Below are 16,638 nucleotides of genomic sequence, written 5' to 3'. Positions count from 1 at the left end.
TTTGCGACTGGCCTTGTGGGCAGACGACATAAATTCTTGGATTACCGGAGGGTGGGATCCGGCGGCGTGTAGTTTTACTACAAATCGACGACGATTTCAGCCCTCCACGTAATGGACCCAGTAGTAAAACTACAGAGAAGCGACTCAATCGCTTCTGTTGTGTTGTGACTTAAAACGTTACTGTTGGTCGCTATTGAATATCTTGCCGGTAAAAAGCGGATTTTTATGCTTCTAATTTGATTTTTCCAGCAATTTATAACCTTTGTTCGACAAGCGGTGGTGGCAGACGCGTCTCCGGCACACGACGGGCGGGCGTTTGCACGCCGATCAAGGATAGACCATGAGCCTACCTTCACTGGCCGATTTTCCGGCCATTCTGCTGCCGTTGATCAGCCGTGCCCGGCAAACTTTCGAGGCCGCGCTGGCCGATGTGTCAGACGAAGCGCTGGCCTCGTTCAAGGCCTGGCCCGAGGCACGCCGCCAGGCATTCGATCGGGTCTGTGCAGCCAGCGATTTTGTAACCGAACAAATCTGCCGTGACCCGCAGATGCTGCTGCAACTGGCCGATGCGGGCGAGCTGGAGCGTAGCTTTTCTGCTGGCCAATTGCGCGCCCGGATTGCCGACGCACTGCTCGACGCCGCCAGTGAAGATGAGCTGGGGCGTAATCTACGTCGACAGCGCGCGCGTCAGCAAGTCCGGATTATCTGGCGCGACCTGACCCGGCAGGCAGATCTGATCGAAACCTGCCGCGATCTCTCGGAAATGGCCGATGCTTCGATCGACCTCGCTTACCAATGGCTTTATCCGCGCCTGTGTCAGCAAGTCGGGACACCGACCGGCCGCCACTCGGGTTTGCCGCAGCACATGGTCATCATGGGCATGGGCAAGCTCGGCGCGGTCGAGCTGAACCTTTCGTCGGACATTGACCTGATCTTCGGTTACCCGGAGGGCGGAGAAACGGTCGGCACTAAACGCCCGCTGGACAATCAGGAATTTTTCATCCGCCTGGGGCAGCGATTGATCAAGGCGCTGGACCCGGTGACAGTCGACGGTTTTGTTTTTCGCGTCGACATGCGCCTGCGGCCTTACGGATCGTCTGGGGCGCTGGTGCTCAGCTTCAATGCGCTGGAGCAGTATTACCAGGATCAGGGGCGCGACTGGGAGCGTTACGCGATGATCAAGGCGCGAGTGGTCGGCGGTGATCAAGCCGCGGGTGCCGAGTTGCTGGAGATGCTGCGCCCATTTGTGTACCGCCGCTATCTGGACTTTTCGGCCATCGAAGCGCTGCGCACAATGAAGCAGTTGATTCAGCAGGAAGTGAAACGCAAGGGCATGGCCGAGAACATCAAGCTCGGCGCGGGCGGGATTCGTGAGGTGGAGTTCATCGCTCAGGCGTTTCAGCTCATCCACGGTGGCCGCGACCTGAGCCTGCAACAGCGTCCGTTGTTCAAGGTGTTGAAGACCCTTGAAGGCCAGGGTTATCTGCCGTCTGCCGTGACTGAAGAGCTGCGCGAAGGCTACGAATTTCTGCGTTACACCGAGCACGCCATTCAGGCCATTGCCGACCGTCAGACGCAAATGCTGCCCGACAACGAGCAGGATCAGGCGCGTATTGCGTTGATCATGGGCTTCGCTGACTGGGCCAGCTTCCACGAGCGACTGATGTACTGGCGCGGTCGGGTGTCCTGGCATTTTCGCCAGGTCATTGCTGACCCCGATTCAGACCCGGACGACGAGCAAGAGGACGATGGTGAAGTCGTGGTCGGCGGCGAGTGGCTGCCACTGTGGGAAGAGTCCCAGGACGAAGAGGCCGCTGGCCGTCAGTTACAGCAGGCTGGTTTCGTCGACCCCGACCGCGCACTCAAACATCTGGCCAATCTGCGCAGCAGCCCGAACCTGCGTTCGATGCAGCGCCTGAGTCGCGAACGTCTGGATGCGTTCATCCCGAGGTTGCTGGCGCAGGCGGTAGAGCATGACAAGCCTGATCTGGTTCTTGAGCGTGTACTGCCGCTGGTCGAAGCGGTGGCCAGGCGCTCGGCGTACCTGGTGCTGCTGACCGAGAACCCGGATGCGCTGCGACAACTGCTGACTCTGTGCGCTGCCAGCCCGTGGATTGCCGAGCAGATCGCGCGCTTCCCGCTGCTGCTGGACGAACTGCTCAACGAGGGTCGTCTGTTCAATCCGCCGTTGGCCCCGGAGCTGGCCGCCGAATTGCGTGAACGGTTGATCCGCATTCCCGAGGATGACCTTGAACAGCAGATGGAAGCCTTGCGACACTTCAAGCTGGCCCATAGCCTGCGCGTGGCGGCCTCGGAAATCTCCGGAAGCCTGCCGCTGATGAAAGTAAGCGATTACCTGACCTGGCTGGCCGAGGCGATTCTGGATCAGGTACTGGCGCTGGCCTGGCGTTACAGCGTGGCACGGCATGGTACGCCTTCGCGGCCCGACGGTTCGCTGTGCGATCCGGGGTTTGTGATCGTCGGTTACGGCAAGGTCGGCGGCATCGAGTTGGGCCACGGTTCCGATCTGGATCTGGTGTTCATCCATGACGGTGATCTGCAGGCCGAGACCGACGGCGCCAAGTCTATCGACAGTGCGCAATTTTTCACCCGTCTCGGTCAGCGAGTCATCCATTTGCTGACCGCGCAGACCAACTCCGGTCAGCTGTATGACGTCGATATGCGCCTGCGGCCTTCCGGAGCTTCCGGGCTGCTGGTCAGCTCGGTAGGTGCCTTTGCCCGCTATCAGGCCGGTGAAGCCTGGACCTGGGAGCATCAGGCGCTGGTACGCGCCCGGGTGCTGACGGGCAGCCGCGATGTGGGCGAGCAGTTCGAGCAAGTGCGTGCCGATGTATTGAGGCGCGAGCGCGATCTGGACACGTTGCGGGCTGAAGTCAGCGAGATGCGTGCCAAGATGCGCGACAACCTCGGCACCCGCCTGACAGCCGCAGGCAGGGCGGCCAATGCCTTCGAAGCATCAATGCCATTCGACCTCAAGCAGGACGCCGGTGGTATCGTCGACATCGAATTTATGGTGCAATACGCCGCTTTGGCATGGTCCAGAGAGCACCCTGCGCTGCTGCGCTACACCGATAACATCCGGATTCTCGAAGGGTTGGAAGAAGCCGGACTGTTGCCTGATGCGGACGCCAGCCTGCTGCGTGAAGCCTACAAGGCCTACCGCTCGGCGGCGCACCGTCAGGCTTTGCAGAAGCAGGCGGGTGTAGTCAGTGGTGATCAGTTTCATGCCCAGCGGCGTGAGGTGATGCGGATCTGGACGCAGATGGGGTTGAGCTGAGCCACAAGGCTGCGCAATGCTCCGATGCACACTATATAAAGCTATGACAGGGAGGCGACGGGTTGTGTGGGAACGTCACGCAGTCTGATCGGCCTCCCTGATCGTTTCCGGTCGTTTTTGGATAGAACATGAAAATTCTGATCGTTGGGCCTAGCTGGGTCGGTGACATGGTGATGGCGCAAACGCTGTTCCAGTGCCTGAAGCAGCGTCACCCCGAGTGCGAAATCGACGTGCTGGCGCCGGAATGGAGCCGTCCGATCCTGGAGCGCATGCCCGAGGTTCGTGCCGCGCTCAGCTTTCCGCTCGGTCATGGCGCCCTTGAGCTGGCGACCCGGCGGCGCATCGGCAAGTCCCTCGCTGGCCAGTACGATCAGGCAATTCTGCTGCCCAATTCGCTGAAATCCGCGCTGGTGCCGTTCTTTGCCGGCATTGCGAAGCGCACCGGCTGGCGTGGCGAGTTTCGTTATGGCCTGCTCAACGACGTGCGCAGCCTCGACAAACAGCGCTACCCGCTGATGATCGAACGCTTCATGGCGCTGGCTTTCGACAAGGGCGCCGAGCTGCCGCAGCCCTATCCCAAACCGAGCTTGCGTATCGACCCTGTGACTCGCGATGCCGCACTGCTCAAGTTCGGCCTGATGCTTGATCGCCCGGTGCTGGCGCTTTGCCCTGGTGCCGAGTTCGGCGAGTCCAAACGCTGGCCCGCCGAGCATTACGCGCAGGTCGCCGAAGCCAGGATTCGTGAAGGCTGGCAGGTCTGGCTGTTCGGTTCGAAGAAGGATCACCCGGTCGGTGAAAGCATTCGTCAAGACCTGATCCCCGGTCTGCGAGAGGAGTCGGTGAACCTCAGCGGCGAAACTTCGCTGGCCGAAGCCATTGATCTGCTGTCGTGTGCCGATGCCGTCGTCTCCAATGATTCAGGCCTCATGCACGTTGCTGCGGCATTGAACCGCCCACTGGTGGCGGTCTACGGCTCGACTTCGCCAGGCTTCACACCGCCGCTGGCCGACGAGGTTGAAGTGGTGCGCCTCGGCATAGAATGCAGCCCGTGCTTCGACCGCACTTGCCGTTTCGGCCATTACAACTGCATGCGTCTGCTTGAGCCGGACGCCGTCACTGAGGCGCTTGCTCGCCTGAGTGGCACGCCGGTCGAGGTGGCCTGATTTTGCGGGTACTGCTGATCAAGACTTCCTCGCTGGGTGATGTGATTCACGTCTTGCCCGCACTGACCGACGCTGCACGGGCGCTGCCCGGCATTCGTTTCGACTGGGTGGTGGAAGAAGGTTTTGCTGAAATTCCCGGCTGGCATCCGGCGGTCGATACGGTCATCCCGGTGGCAATCCGTCGCTGGCGCAAGAATCTCTGGCAGACCGTCAGGTCAGGCGAATGGCGACGCTTCAAGCAGCGTGTGCGCGAGCAGCGTTACGATCTGGTGATCGACGCTCAAGGCCTGTTCAAAAGTGCCTGGCTGACACGCTACGTCGATGCGCCGGTGGCCGGTCTGGACCGTGACTCTGCTCGCGAGCCGCTTGCCAGCCGCTTTTATGATCGCGCCTTGCCGGTGGCGCGCGGGCAGCATGCAGTCGAACGGTTGCGCCAGTTGTTCGCTCAGGCGCTGGGTTATCAGTTGCCCGCCGGCATGGGCGATTACGGTCTCAAGCTGCTGGCCGGGCTCGACGATACGCCGCGCGCGCCCTTTGTGTTGTTTCTGCATGGCACGACTTGGGACACCAAGCACTGGCCCGAGCTGTATTGGCGGCAATTGGCTGAATTGATGGCTGCACGCGGCTTGCAGGTGCAGTTGCCGTGGGGCAACCCGATGGAAAAGGCCCGAGCTGAGCGCATCGCCGACGGTCTGGACAGCGCCCATGTGTTGCCTAAGCTGAACCTGGCAGGTGTTGCGCGAATATTGGCCAGTGCGCAGGCTTGCGTTGCGGTGGACACCGGAATCGGGCACCTTGCGGCAGCGCTGGACGTGCCGACCATTTCCCTGTTCGGCCCCACCAACCCGGGGCTGACCGGGGCCTACGGCAAATCACAGGTGCACCTGGCCAGCGATTACCCTGCCTGTGCGCCTTGCCTGCAAAAGAAATGCACTTACCAACCGAGCGCCGATGATCAGCGCCGGTTCGACCTGAAACGCGAGTGGCCGCTGTGCTTCACTCGTTTGAATCCCGAGCGAGTAGCGAGCCAATTGGGCGCGCTGTTGCTGGCAAAGGAACCTGGCTGATGCAACTGGCTTTCGTGCTCTACAAATACTTCCCGTTCGGCGGTCTGCAACGCGACTTCATGCGCATCGCGCTGGAGTGCCAGCAGCGCGGCCATCAGATTCGTGTCTACACCTTGATCTGGGAAGGCGACGTGCCGCCGGGTTTTGAAGTGCTGGTTGCGCCGGTCAAGGCTTTCTTCAATCATCGGCGCAACGAGAAGCTCATGGCGTGGATGGAAGCCGACCTGGCCCAGCGTCCGGTGGACCGTCTGATCGGCTTCAACAAGATGCCGGGTCTGGATGTGTATTACGCCGCCGATGGCTGCTTCGAGGACAAGGCGCAGAACCTGCGCAGCCCGCTGTATCGCAAGTGGGGGCGTTATCGTCATTTTGCCGACTATGAGCGAGCGGTATTCGCCAGGGACTCGAAAACCCAGGTATTGATGATCTCTGAAGTCCAGCAGCCGCTGTTCATCAAGCATTACGATACGCCGCTGTCGCGTTTTCACCTGCTGCCACCGGGTATTTCCCAGGATCGCCGTGCGCCCCCCAATGCGCCGCAGATCCGCGCAGACTTTCGCAAAGAGTTTGGTCTTGCCGATGATGACCTTTTATTGGTGCAGATCGGCTCCGGTTTCAAGACAAAGGGCTTAGATCGCAGCCTGAAAGCCCTGGCGGCCTTGCCTGCAGACATGAAAAAACGCACGCGCCTGTTTGTAATCGGCCAGGACGACCCCAAAGTATTCCAGTTGCAGAGCGCCGCGCTGGGCTTGGGCGATCAAGTGACGTTCATGAAAGGGCGCAGTGACATTCCGCGTTTTCTGCTGGGCGCCGACGTGTTGATCCATCCGGCCTACAACGAGAACACCGGGACCGTGCTGCTCGAGGCGCTGGTGGCCGGTTTGCCGGTATTGGTCAGCGCTGTATGCGGTTACGCTCACTACATTGCCAAAGCCGATTGCGGGCGGGTTCTGGATGAACCGTTCGATCAGGCACAACTCAATCGCTACCTGGCGAGCATGCTCGAGGACGATGCCGCGCGCAGCGCCTGGAGCCGCAATGGCCTGGCCTTTGCGGACATGGCGGACCTTTACAGCATGCCGCAACGCGCTGCGGATGTGATTCTGGCGGAGCACTATTGATGAAGCTGTTCCTTGCTGAACCGTTCAAGAGCCTGTGGGCCGGGCGCGATGCATTCGCCGAGGTCGAGGGCCTGAGCGGTGAGGTCTATCGCGAGCTGGAAGGACGTCGCACGCTGCGCACCGAAGTCGACGGGCGCGGCTACTTCGTCAAGATCCACCGGGGTATCGGCTGGGGCGAGATCGCCAAGAACCTGGCGACCGCCAAGCTTCCGGTGCTGGGTGCCGGCAAGGAATGGGACGCTATCGAGCGTCTTCACGAGGTCGGTGTTCCGACCATGACCGCTGTGGCTTATGGCGAACGTGGCAGCAACCCCGCCGCGCAGCATTCGTTTATCGTTACCGAAGAATTGGCACCGACCACCAGCCTGGAAGATGTCAGCCTCAACTGGCGTAACGAGCCGCCCGAGCCACGGCTGAAAAGAGCGTTTATTGCCGAAGTCGCCCGACTGGTCGGGATGATGCACCGAGCGGGCGTCAACCACCGTGACTGTTACATCTGTCATTTTCTGTTGCACACCGACAAGCCTGTGACGGCCGATGATTTCAGGCTGTCGGTCATCGATCTGCATCGTGCCCAGACCCGGCGCGCGATTACGCCACGCTGGCGCAACAAGGACCTGGCCGCGCTGTATTTTTCAGCGCTGGACATCGGCCTGACCCGTCGCGACAAGCTGCGATTTCTCAACGTCTATTTCCAGAAACCGTTGCGCGAAATTCTGCTCAGGGAAACGAAGCTACTCACCTGGCTGGATAAAAAAGCCGACAAGTTGTATCAGCGCAAAGTGCGCTACGGGGACGCGCTCTGATGGCGGGCTGGAACCTGGAGCCCGAGTACGCCTTCCTGACGCAGGACTTCGGCAGTCTGGATGCCGTGTTTGCTCTGGAAGGACATCGATTGACCCGTGACCCGCTTTCCGAAGTGATCCGCGTCGAGCGCGCCGGGGTCAGCTATTACGTCAAGCGCTACGTGGGTGCGGGCAAAGGCTTGCGCCGTTACATGGGCAAGCCCAGGGTCAGGTCCGAGTGGCAGAACCTCAAGCGTTTCGCCAAGTGGGGCATCCCTACAGCCGAAGTCGTGGCCTGGGGGCTTGAACGCAACGGCACCGCCTACGATCGCGGGGCGCTGATTACTCGCGAGTTGGCGAACACCGAAGACCTGTCCGCGCTTGCGCAGCGCAAGGACTCCCGGTTGGCCGACAGGCATTGGGTCGAAGGCATCAGCCGCCAGCTGGCTGCTTATACCCGAATCATGCATGACCACCATTTCACCCATAACGATTTGAAATGGCGCAATTTGCTGGTCGATGACGAGGGCAGGCTGTTCTTCATCGATTGCCCCAACGGTGCGTTCTGGTGGAGCTTCATGCTGCGCTACCGGATCACTAAGGACCTGGCGTGCCTGGACAAGGTTGCCAAGTATCACCTGTCGGCCACCCAGCGCCTGCGCTTCTATCTGCTTTACCGTCAGCGAACGCGTTTGAATGCCTCCGACAAAAAACGTATTCGACATATCGTCAGCTTTTTCGAGGGCCGTGAATGAGCGTTTTTATTGCCAGTGCCGACCAGCCGTTACTGGCGCGTCATCATCTGGCGGATTTTGAATCGCTTTGGAACATCAGGCTCGATGCAGTCGATGAGCCGAACACCGGGCGGGGCGGGTGGAGCAGTGTGTTTCGCCTTGACCTGGACGGTCAGGGTTTTTACCTCAAACGCCAGAGCAACTACCTGACGCATACGTTGCATCACCCTTTTGGCGAGCCGTCATTCTCTCGCGAGTTTCGTAACATTAGCCGCTATCGCAAGCTGGGCATTCCGGCCCTGCAAGCGGTGTTCTACGGCGAGCAAAAGGTCGAAGGCGAGCACCGCGCCATTCTGATGACCCGGGCGCTGGACGGCTGGACCGATCTCGATGAGCTGCTGTTGCAATGGAGCAGCCTTGAGGCGGGTGAGCGCCTGGCGATCCTTCAGACCTGCGGCCGACTGGCGCATACGCTGCACGGTGCAGGCCAGGTGCACGGTTGCTTCTACCCCAAGCATATCTTCCTCCGGCCGGGCGGCGCGGGCTATCAGGCGCAACTGATCGACCTGGAAAAAACCCGGCCGGTGATCTTCGGCAAGCGTGACCTTGCCCGCGATCTGGAGCCGCTGCTGCGGCGTGCGCAGGTATGGAATGAAAGCGAGCGGCGCGAGCTGCTGGCCGCCTACCTGCAAGCCAGCCCGGAAAGCGCTCTGGTCGATGCCTGGAGCGTACGGCTGGGCAGGCGCAGCGACCATAAACGTGACCTTCAACACCGCAATGATAAAGAGACTCGTTGATGCGCTTGTCTGAACTCAAGAACGTCGGTCGTAACCCCGAGTTGCCGATCAGCCTGACGCTGGCCGATGCTGCTGGTCTGGCCGAGCTGCAATTGCTGACCTTGCTGCGCGTACTGCCGGGGCAGCGGTATGTGGGCGCAGGCGTATGGCGAGGGCGGACGGTGCTGGCGAAACTGCTGGTGGGCGACAAGGCTGCACGGCACTTTCAACGTGAGCTGGCCGGGGTACGTCTGCTTGCCGAGCAAGGTCTGACCACGCCGCTATTACTGGCCGACGGTTTGCAGGAAGGTGAGGGTGGCTGGCTGCTGTTCGAATATCTGGAGCAGTCGTCGAGTCTTGGCGATGCCTGGAATGCGGTCAAGGACCTGCCCCCTCTGGCAGATGAGCAGCAGGCGGTGCTGGGCGAAGCATTGACCGCCATCGCCCTGCAGCATGCCAAGGGCTTGTGGCAGGAAGACCTGCACCTGGACAACCTGCTGCGTCACAAGGGCCAGCTGTACCTGATCGACGGTGCGGGCATTCGTGCCGAACAAGCCGGACAACCGCTGTCCCGGCAGAAGGTGCTGGAAAATCTGGGCGTTTTCTTTGCCCAGTTGCCACGGTCTTATGCGCCCTTCACCGAAGAACTGCTGGTGTATTACCTCCTGAGCAATGGCGAGCATGGCCTGCCGATGGAGGCGCTGCAAAAGCAGATCGACCGCGTTCGCAGTTGGCGGCTCAAAGACTTCATGGGCAAGACCGTGCGTGACTGCAGCCTGTTCAGCGTCAAGGCTGACGCTTCGGTGTTTCGCGCCAGTCGCCGCGAGGAAGAGGCCGCCATGCTGCCTGTGCTGACTCAGGCTGATGCCCTGCTCGACAAAGGGCACCTGTACAAGACGGGTGGCGCCGCGAGTGTCGGCCGTATCGACGTCAATGGTCGTGCGTTGGTCATCAAGCGTTACAATATCAAGAATTTCAGCCACTGGCTCAAGCGCTTCTGGCGCCCCAGCCGTGCCTGGCATTCATGGCGTGAAGGCAATCGTCTGATGTTCCTCGGCATCGCCACACCAAAACCGCTGGCGGTGCAGGAGCAACGCTTTCTTGGTTTGCGCAGCAAGGCCTTGCTGGTGACCGAGTTTCTCGACGGGCCAGACATCATCGAGCGTTTTGCTCCCTGGGTAGACACCGCCGATGTCCCGGAGGTCGAGTTGCTGGCGCTGGATCAACTGTTCGCACAGCTCATCGAGGAGCGCATCAGTCACGGTGATCTTAAGGGGCACAACCTGTTCTGGCACAACGATCGCTGGGCACTGATAGACCTGGATGCCATGCAGCAGCACGGGTCGCAATCTTCATTCGCTTCGGCCTATGCCCGTGACCGGGCGCGCTTCATGCGCAACTGGTCGGCGCAGAGCGCGCTGCACCAGATGCTGGAGCAGCGCTTGCCGAAGATCGCACCGGACTGAGCCTGCCCCATTCCGGGCGGCGTGCTACCTCAGTCGACCCGGGTGAGGTTCATCGCCTCGAGTGCTTTCACCAGTGCATCCATGTCCTCGAAGGGCTTGAGATGCAGGCGCGGCCAGCGCACACGCTCGATATACAGTTTGCCCTCCGCATTGATGTGTACCGGCGTGCGGTGAACCCACGTGTCGCGTGCACGATGCAGGATGGTCTGCAGGTTGTCTTCGCCTTGCTGCACCATGAACATTCCCGGTTTGAACAGGCGTTGTTCGATGCTCTGCGGTCTGGTCGTCCGAGTGCGTAGCACCTCCATCTCCACCCGATAATCGGCTTTTAGATACACGTTGGAAGTCGCGATATCCCCTGAAACAAGTTCTCCAGGGTCTACCATCACGCCCTTGGACTGCCCAGGCACTACGTCCACGACCCGCAAGCCGATGCCGCCTTCCAGTTCCGCAATACCGGGCACGACGCCCTGATAGGTGTTGGAGTGGCTATTGCCAACCAAGGCGATCCACTTGTGTGACCCCATGACCTCCTGATGCTTGCGCATCGTGCGCGATGCAAAGTAGTTCATCATTTGCTGGCGGGTGATGGATTCCTCACTGGCTATGCCTTTGAGGTGGTAACTGCTGGCGCAGTCGATTGCCCGAATCTCCAGGCCTTGCTGCCGCGCCTTGATGATCAGCTGTTCGAAGGTATACACCTTGTCCGGATCGGTAAGATGCCCCCGGTCCAGGGTTTTCAGGTCATGCAGCAGGGTTTTGCTCATCTGCCCGGTTTCGAGGAAACGGTCCAGGTCCGCCTGATGAAGGTCGGTCAGCAGATGCTCCATGTACAGCGTCTTGACGTTTTGTTGCGACAGCAAAGGCAGGTTGTCGATGATCAGCTTCTTACTGGCCACCGAAAAATGCGACTCGCCTACCACAACTCCATCGGTGTGCTGAAAGAGCGTTTCAAGCAGCCCCGCAGTGGTTATCCGAGGCTGTATAACTGGCAATGTCGGGCGAGGTGGCAGTGCTGTTGCGCTGATGTTCGCTGCGGCCTGTTGCAGGTTCTTGCGACGCAGACCGAACGTGTGGCGAACGGTGTCGAATTTGGTGTTTTCAAAGAAGTACTCCATATCGAGGCCCTTCTTTTCGAAGTTCGCCAGTGTATGCAGTGTTGTTCGGGTATCCGGTGGCATGTCGTAAGTTGCGTCAGTCAACGATTGCTGGATCGCTGTCATTGGCCGGTCGGCACTCCAGTCTTCCGGGTCCACGCGCTGCCAGGCATTGTTTTCGTTCAGGATGAACCCGTACTCGCCTGCCCATTGCTCACCTTCGGCGATAGCGGTCGGGCTACCAAGCTCGCGCATGAGCATGTTGTCCAGAGGGGTGGCAGGCGACGGCAGGGGGGCGGTAAGCGCCGGGTCGGCAAATGCAATGGTGAAGTCGCAGCGATTCGGGGTGTTTTCGCTCTGCAGCAAGCCAGCGTCCTGCCTGATGCGGGTCGGGCGTCCTGCCGGGATGTCCTGTACGTGCACACTGACTGCGCCGTGCATTTCGGCAATGCCGGGCACATGATCATGCGTTGTGGCTATTTTCTGGTCAAGCAATGCCACCCAGCGCTTCGAGGCGCCGGGCGGGATGTCGTGGCTGATGAGTCTATGCCCAAAGAAGTTGCTCATCTTTATGGTGGCCGCTGAATCATCAGCAGCAGCCTGCACCGTGTGGCCGAGAAACGGGTAGCTGATCGACGAACTGAACGGACGCACCTCAATGCCGCAACGATGGGCTTCCTTGACCAGATGGTAGTAATCGTACTCGGTGCTTGAATTATTCAGGGCTCCGCGATTGGTGTCGTGCAGGTAGTACTTGAGCTCATGGGAGCCTGAGCGACTCTTCTTGCCCAGTTGACGGTATCGAGCCAGTTTGGGCATGTGCTTGTCTGTCAGCAGGTGTTCGATGTACAGGATCTCGACACGCTGCTCTGCCAGCAAAGGCATGTTCAACAGGAGCAAACGCTTGCTGGACACCGATTTAGGTGCCTCGCTGAAGATCAGCCCGTTGTTGTGGGCGAACACGTGTTTGATCAGTGTGTCGACGCTACCGGGCAGGTCATAGGCGGGCAGTGGTGGCTTGGGCGGCGGGGAGAATCGGGCAAAAAATGCCTGAGCGTCCTGATAGAGTTTTTCCCGACGTGCTGCGAAAGTCTCACGCACTTGCGTGAAATAGCTCTCGAAATAGGCTTCTAGGCCTACGCCGGTCGGGTCAAAAACGTCCTTGCTGATAATGATGTCCAGATGTGCCCGCATGGCGCGTGGCATCTCGTAATCGCTTAGCAGATCGATCGAGTTTCCAGCAGGCTCTTCAGGCAGTGGCCGGTAGCTCGCCGGCCCGTCCAGGCCCCCGCCAGGCAGACGCTGCCGCTCGACGAGCAGCCACTCCCCCTGATCACCCAGCCTGACCGGCTGTTTGCCGAAAAACGCGAATGGGTTGGCCGGGTCGATGACTTGCCAGCAGCGCAGCTGCGCATCGTATTGAACCTGAAAGGTCCTGTCTGACAACCTGATGTAGCGTTTGCCTTCTAGTGCATACAGGCCTTTCGCGTGGCCGTCGGCGATGCGTGGCACGTTATCCAGTGAGACATTCACGGCCCGCTCGATGCGCAGCCCGGATGGCGCACGAGGCCTGGCGTCAGCGATGGGGAGAAGGGGCTGCCAGGCACCACCAGCCTCTCGCAAGGCGAACTGGCCTGTCGCAATCGGGGGTGCCGAAGTGACGTGGGGTATGTGGAAAACAGCCGCGTGCCCGTTGGTGTTGGGCTTGCCGATCAGAAATACCTGTTCTTGCAGCTCTGCCGGGTACAAGTCCTCGTAACGCGGCAGAGAAGGCCGCCGCTGGATCGCGCGTTTTGTCGGCGCCGGCCCCTTACCGCGCTCAAGCTGATGCAGCACGCCGCCAAAGCCTTTCAGGCCAACCAGCAAATCGCTGCCCGCGCCGATGCCGTTGAACAGTGCCGACAGGATGTAGGTTGTGGCGCGCTCCTGGTCGCCGGCGGCCAGCGCGGCAATTGCCCGCCCGCTGTCATGCAGTGAAAGCACACTGCCAACCGCAAAGCTTGCTGGCGGGAAGGGCAGTGTCAGGGCGGTGGCGATGATTTCGACACTGATCCATATCAGCCTGGCCAGCATGTCGTTGCGGCCAGTGGTGGTCTCTTCCACGTCACGCAACCGGCGCTCCAGCGGCCGGTTGAAGCAGGTGTCGGCCACGTCTGAAATGAATGCCTTGGGAATGACCGGTGGTTTGTTGGCATTGCCTTGCTGCATGTCGCGCAGGAAGAACGCCAGCGTCCTGCGTGCCTTGATCCGGCAGCGGTCCTTGTAGTAATCGATCATGCCTCCGCTGCCCAGCGAGCGTACGAAGTCGCTGAACAGACGAAACTCGATCCCGTCAGGCGCCTGCGGCGTGTGGAGCAGTGCAGCGTGTCGGATCCGGGTCGGGAGGATTATCAGGCAGCCCTGAACGGTTTCTATGTGAGTGAGTAACGGGCTGGGGATAACCAGTTGGTCTATATCGCTCAATCCCGAGCCAATAAGGGGTTTATCTACATGCACTTGCAAGGGGTAGAGCGGATATTGCTCGCGTGATGCCGGGTCGCTCAGGTGGGCGTTATCCAGCGATTGTTTCAGCCAGGCATAGTGCGCCGCTTCGATATGGCCCTTCAGTACGCTACGCAGTGCCGCAGCCTTCATCTGCAGCTGGGTGATCAACACGCTGAACTGCCGCCGGTAGGCATAGCCAGCGCTTTCACTGTTTAGCAGTGTGCCTCTGATCAAGGCAATGTAGTCGTCGGCCAGCCACTGGCCGCGTACCGAACCTGCTACGGCTGCTGGTGACAGCGCGCTCAGGTCGATGCCTGTCGGGCCACTGAAGGTCGCGTGGGTGGCCGCGCCAGCGCGGATGGGGTCGATGCTGTCGTCATAACCATTGAGCAGCATTTGTGTGTAAGTCAGTGTTTCGCGCTCGCTGGTGATCACGATCAGGTCAGGATCTACTGTGCCTGAAGGCACGTTCAACAGGGTGCCGATCTGCTGGCTGGCACGCTGGTGTACATAGTCCTTGAACGGCTGAACCTGTGTGTGCGGCTGGGCCTGATAGTTGTAGAGTGCGCCGCCGATGGCTTGCTCGAGCGCCAGCAGTTCACGGCGCTGAGCGCGACTGGCGTGCAGATACCAGTCCGGGGTGTGGCGGGCGGTTTCGGAGAGCAGCACGCGAGTTTGTTCGTCGATGAAACCGAGCAGGGCCGAGTCGCAGTCGGCATGATCGATGAACCGGATGAAATTTGTCGAAGGCTGGGGCTTGAGCGCAAGGGCCGTCAGCCGCTCTGCCAAGGCTGGTCGGGCAGCGACCTCTACCTGATCGAGCAGATAGGTCGTCATTGAGGGCGATGCGGTCCAGCCGACCACTTCGTGGAGCAATTGGGTTTCAGTGTCGAAGGCCTTGAAATACTGCTGTCCGGGTGCATCGGTTGCGACCAGGATCAGCCGCTGCGTCTGGCCTTGGGCGTCCTGCTTGCGAAACACCAATAACCTGGCCATCAAGCTGCTGTCGTTCAATCGGATCTGCTGCACACTTAATGCGGGATCAGAAGCCCGCTCTGTCGGGTTTGTCAGCGCTGCGACAATGGTGAAATCAGCAGGCTGGATATGCCCCTGCATCCTGGCCGCCCAGCCAAGCGTGGTCAGTCGGGAGCGCGCCAGTGCGCGTAGAGTCTTCCGGCTGTGCTCTTGCTGACAGACAGTGCGCTGAAAATCGCCAAAACTTGCCCGCAGGTCGAGTTCATCGATCAATTCTGCAAGGTAGGCCGGGCTCAAGGACGAGTACGCGGTGTCCAGCGGTTGGCTATTGAGGGTGATGACGGTCTGATCGAGGAAGTTCGAGCCTGCAACCTCGTCACCCGGATGCAGGCCGTAGAGTGCCAGTTTGACCAGCGTGAGTTTCACGCTGTAGGTCTCGCTCGTTGCCGGTATTGTGCGAAGTGTATCGATGGTCAACGCATGTGGGTCCAGGTCATGGCCCAGGTCATCGGCAATTCGCGCACGCAATTGCATGTCGGCAAACTGCTCTGGGGACGCAGCGCCGGCCATTACACTGAGCATCGCTGTATGAGCTTCGTCATAGCGTTGCAGGTGTGCGGCATAAGTCTGCAGGTCGGCCTCGCTGGCAATCTTCATCCATTCCGGCATGGCCCGATGGTACTGACGCTGTGTGTTGGTCAGCTCCCGCAGTTCGAGCATTGCTGCAGGGCCAAAAAGGCCAGGCATGCTGATAGCCTCGTTGATCAGCGACTGGCGCGTCTGGCTATCTGCGATGCCTGGCTGTTCGCAGGCGTAACGGATGTCGTTGCGCTGTTTGTCGAGCAGCCTGTCGAAAGCATGAGTGAAGGGTGCGTTTGTAATGGGCTGTAAATGCACGTCGTCGGCAGTGAACGGTTCCAGAAACAGGTCGGCGTCCTGGTTTATCTCGGCCAGTCGATCCTGATGATGTTTCTCCAGATTGTTCAGCAGCGCATCCCGCAGGGTCGGCGTGTTAAGCCAGCGTGCGAGGGGTGCGAGCATCATGGGTTGCGTGGCAAACCCCATGATGCCAAGGCCTGGCAGCATGAGCAGCGTAAGCCCCTGCTCTTGGGATATTACCAGCACACCAGCCATTTCGACCTGTTCGTCATCATGCAACTGCAGCCGCAGTGAGGAATAGGTGAGCGCTGCGCCTTGCGGGTTATCGGGCGAGTCGGGCAGGCAGACAAGGTAGCCGCTCTCGATATCGCGCTCGTGGATGCGCACACAGGCTTCATCGCGCAGGGCTCGCTGTAAGGCAGGTACAAGCCGCTCTCGGCGGCTTTCACCGGTTTCGCCAGAGGCTGTCCAGTAGTCATCGACCTGTTGCAGCAGGCTGAAGATTTCCAGCTCGCGCTCCGAAACGTCAGACCCCTCCAGGGTGATCAGCAAGGAGTCGGCAGGTGTGGGCAGCGCTTGCAGTTCGCCGGCCAGAACGGTGCGCAGCTCATCGAGCCTTTGCAGTGCAGCGGCAGCAGCAGGCCAGGTGCCGGCGGGCTTAAGCGGAACGGGCGTCAGGGGAGATGGATCGGGGAATGAGAGGGGCAGCGTTTGCGTCATGACAGGCTTTCCATTGCGCTTGATGCGCTGAGGTTTGATGCGCGGCCTTCGTGGCCAGCGACTAAAGGCCTCA

Annotated in this window: 9 protein-coding genes; 8 read left to right on the top strand and 1 reads right to left on the bottom strand. The window is 60.1% G+C overall.

Translation table 11 applies throughout. The features are described from left to right. Window positions 1-340 precede the first annotated feature (340 nt). The 8 genes from glnE (at window position 341) to I9H09_RS21700 (ending at window position 10,410) form a co-directional block, all read left to right on the top strand. The gene (gene glnE, locus I9H09_RS21735; RefSeq protein ID WP_236502253.1) at window positions 341-3,298 is read left to right on the top strand and encodes a bifunctional [glutamate--ammonia ligase]-adenylyl-L-tyrosine phosphorylase/[glutamate--ammonia-ligase] adenylyltransferase; all 2,958 of its coding nucleotides are present in this window, start codon (window positions 341-343) and stop codon (window positions 3,296-3,298) included. A 128-nt stretch (window positions 3,299-3,426) separates the two neighbouring features. Further along, window positions 3,427-4,461, top strand: coding sequence for a lipopolysaccharide heptosyltransferase II (waaF, locus tag I9H09_RS21730; protein ID WP_024690405.1), 1,035 nt, complete (start codon window positions 3,427-3,429; stop codon window positions 4,459-4,461). A 2-nt stretch (window positions 4,462-4,463) separates the two neighbouring features. Beyond that, window positions 4,464-5,528 carry a lipopolysaccharide heptosyltransferase I gene (gene waaC / locus I9H09_RS21725; protein ID WP_122323536.1) on the top strand — a complete coding sequence of 355 codons (1,065 nt, stop codon included), beginning with the start codon at window positions 4,464-4,466 and terminating at the stop codon, window positions 5,526-5,528. Then, window positions 5,528-6,649, top strand: a complete 1,122-nt coding sequence (locus tag I9H09_RS21720; RefSeq protein ID WP_122347237.1) for a glycosyltransferase family 4 protein — start codon at window positions 5,528-5,530, stop codon at window positions 6,647-6,649. Before waaC ends, I9H09_RS21720 begins: the two co-directional genes overlap by 1 nt. Further along, on the top strand, window positions 6,649-7,455 hold the full coding sequence (gene rfaP / locus I9H09_RS21715; protein WP_005888416.1) for a lipopolysaccharide core heptose(I) kinase RfaP: 807 nt from the start codon (window positions 6,649-6,651) through the stop codon (window positions 7,453-7,455). The genes I9H09_RS21720 and rfaP overlap by 1 nt, the downstream gene beginning before the upstream one ends. Further along, complete coding sequence (locus tag I9H09_RS21710; protein WP_122347238.1) at window positions 7,455-8,189, top strand: lipopolysaccharide kinase InaA family protein; 735 nt, start codon at window positions 7,455-7,457, stop codon at window positions 8,187-8,189. Before rfaP ends, I9H09_RS21710 begins: the two co-directional genes overlap by 1 nt. After that, complete coding sequence (locus I9H09_RS21705; protein WP_122347239.1) at window positions 8,186-8,965, top strand: lipopolysaccharide kinase InaA family protein; 780 nt, start codon at window positions 8,186-8,188, stop codon at window positions 8,963-8,965. Before I9H09_RS21710 ends, I9H09_RS21705 begins: the two co-directional genes overlap by 4 nt. Further along, complete coding sequence (locus I9H09_RS21700) at window positions 8,965-10,410, top strand: lipopolysaccharide kinase InaA family protein (protein ID WP_122347240.1); 1,446 nt, start codon at window positions 8,965-8,967, stop codon at window positions 10,408-10,410. Before I9H09_RS21705 ends, I9H09_RS21700 begins: the two co-directional genes overlap by 1 nt. A gap of 29 nt (window positions 10,411-10,439) precedes the next feature. Here the strand turns inward: I9H09_RS21700 and I9H09_RS21695 are convergent, their stop codons facing one another. Beyond that, complete coding sequence (locus I9H09_RS21695; RefSeq protein ID WP_236502252.1) at window positions 10,440-16,565, bottom strand: membrane-targeted effector domain-containing toxin; 6,126 nt, start codon at window positions 16,563-16,565, stop codon at window positions 10,440-10,442. Window positions 16,566-16,638: the final 73 nt, after the last annotated feature.

The sequence above is a fragment of the Pseudomonas tremae genome, assembly GCF_023278125.1.
Lineage (GTDB): Bacteria > Pseudomonadota > Gammaproteobacteria > Pseudomonadales > Pseudomonadaceae > Aquipseudomonas > Aquipseudomonas tremae.
This window is presented reverse-complemented; position numbering and strand designations above follow the sequence as displayed.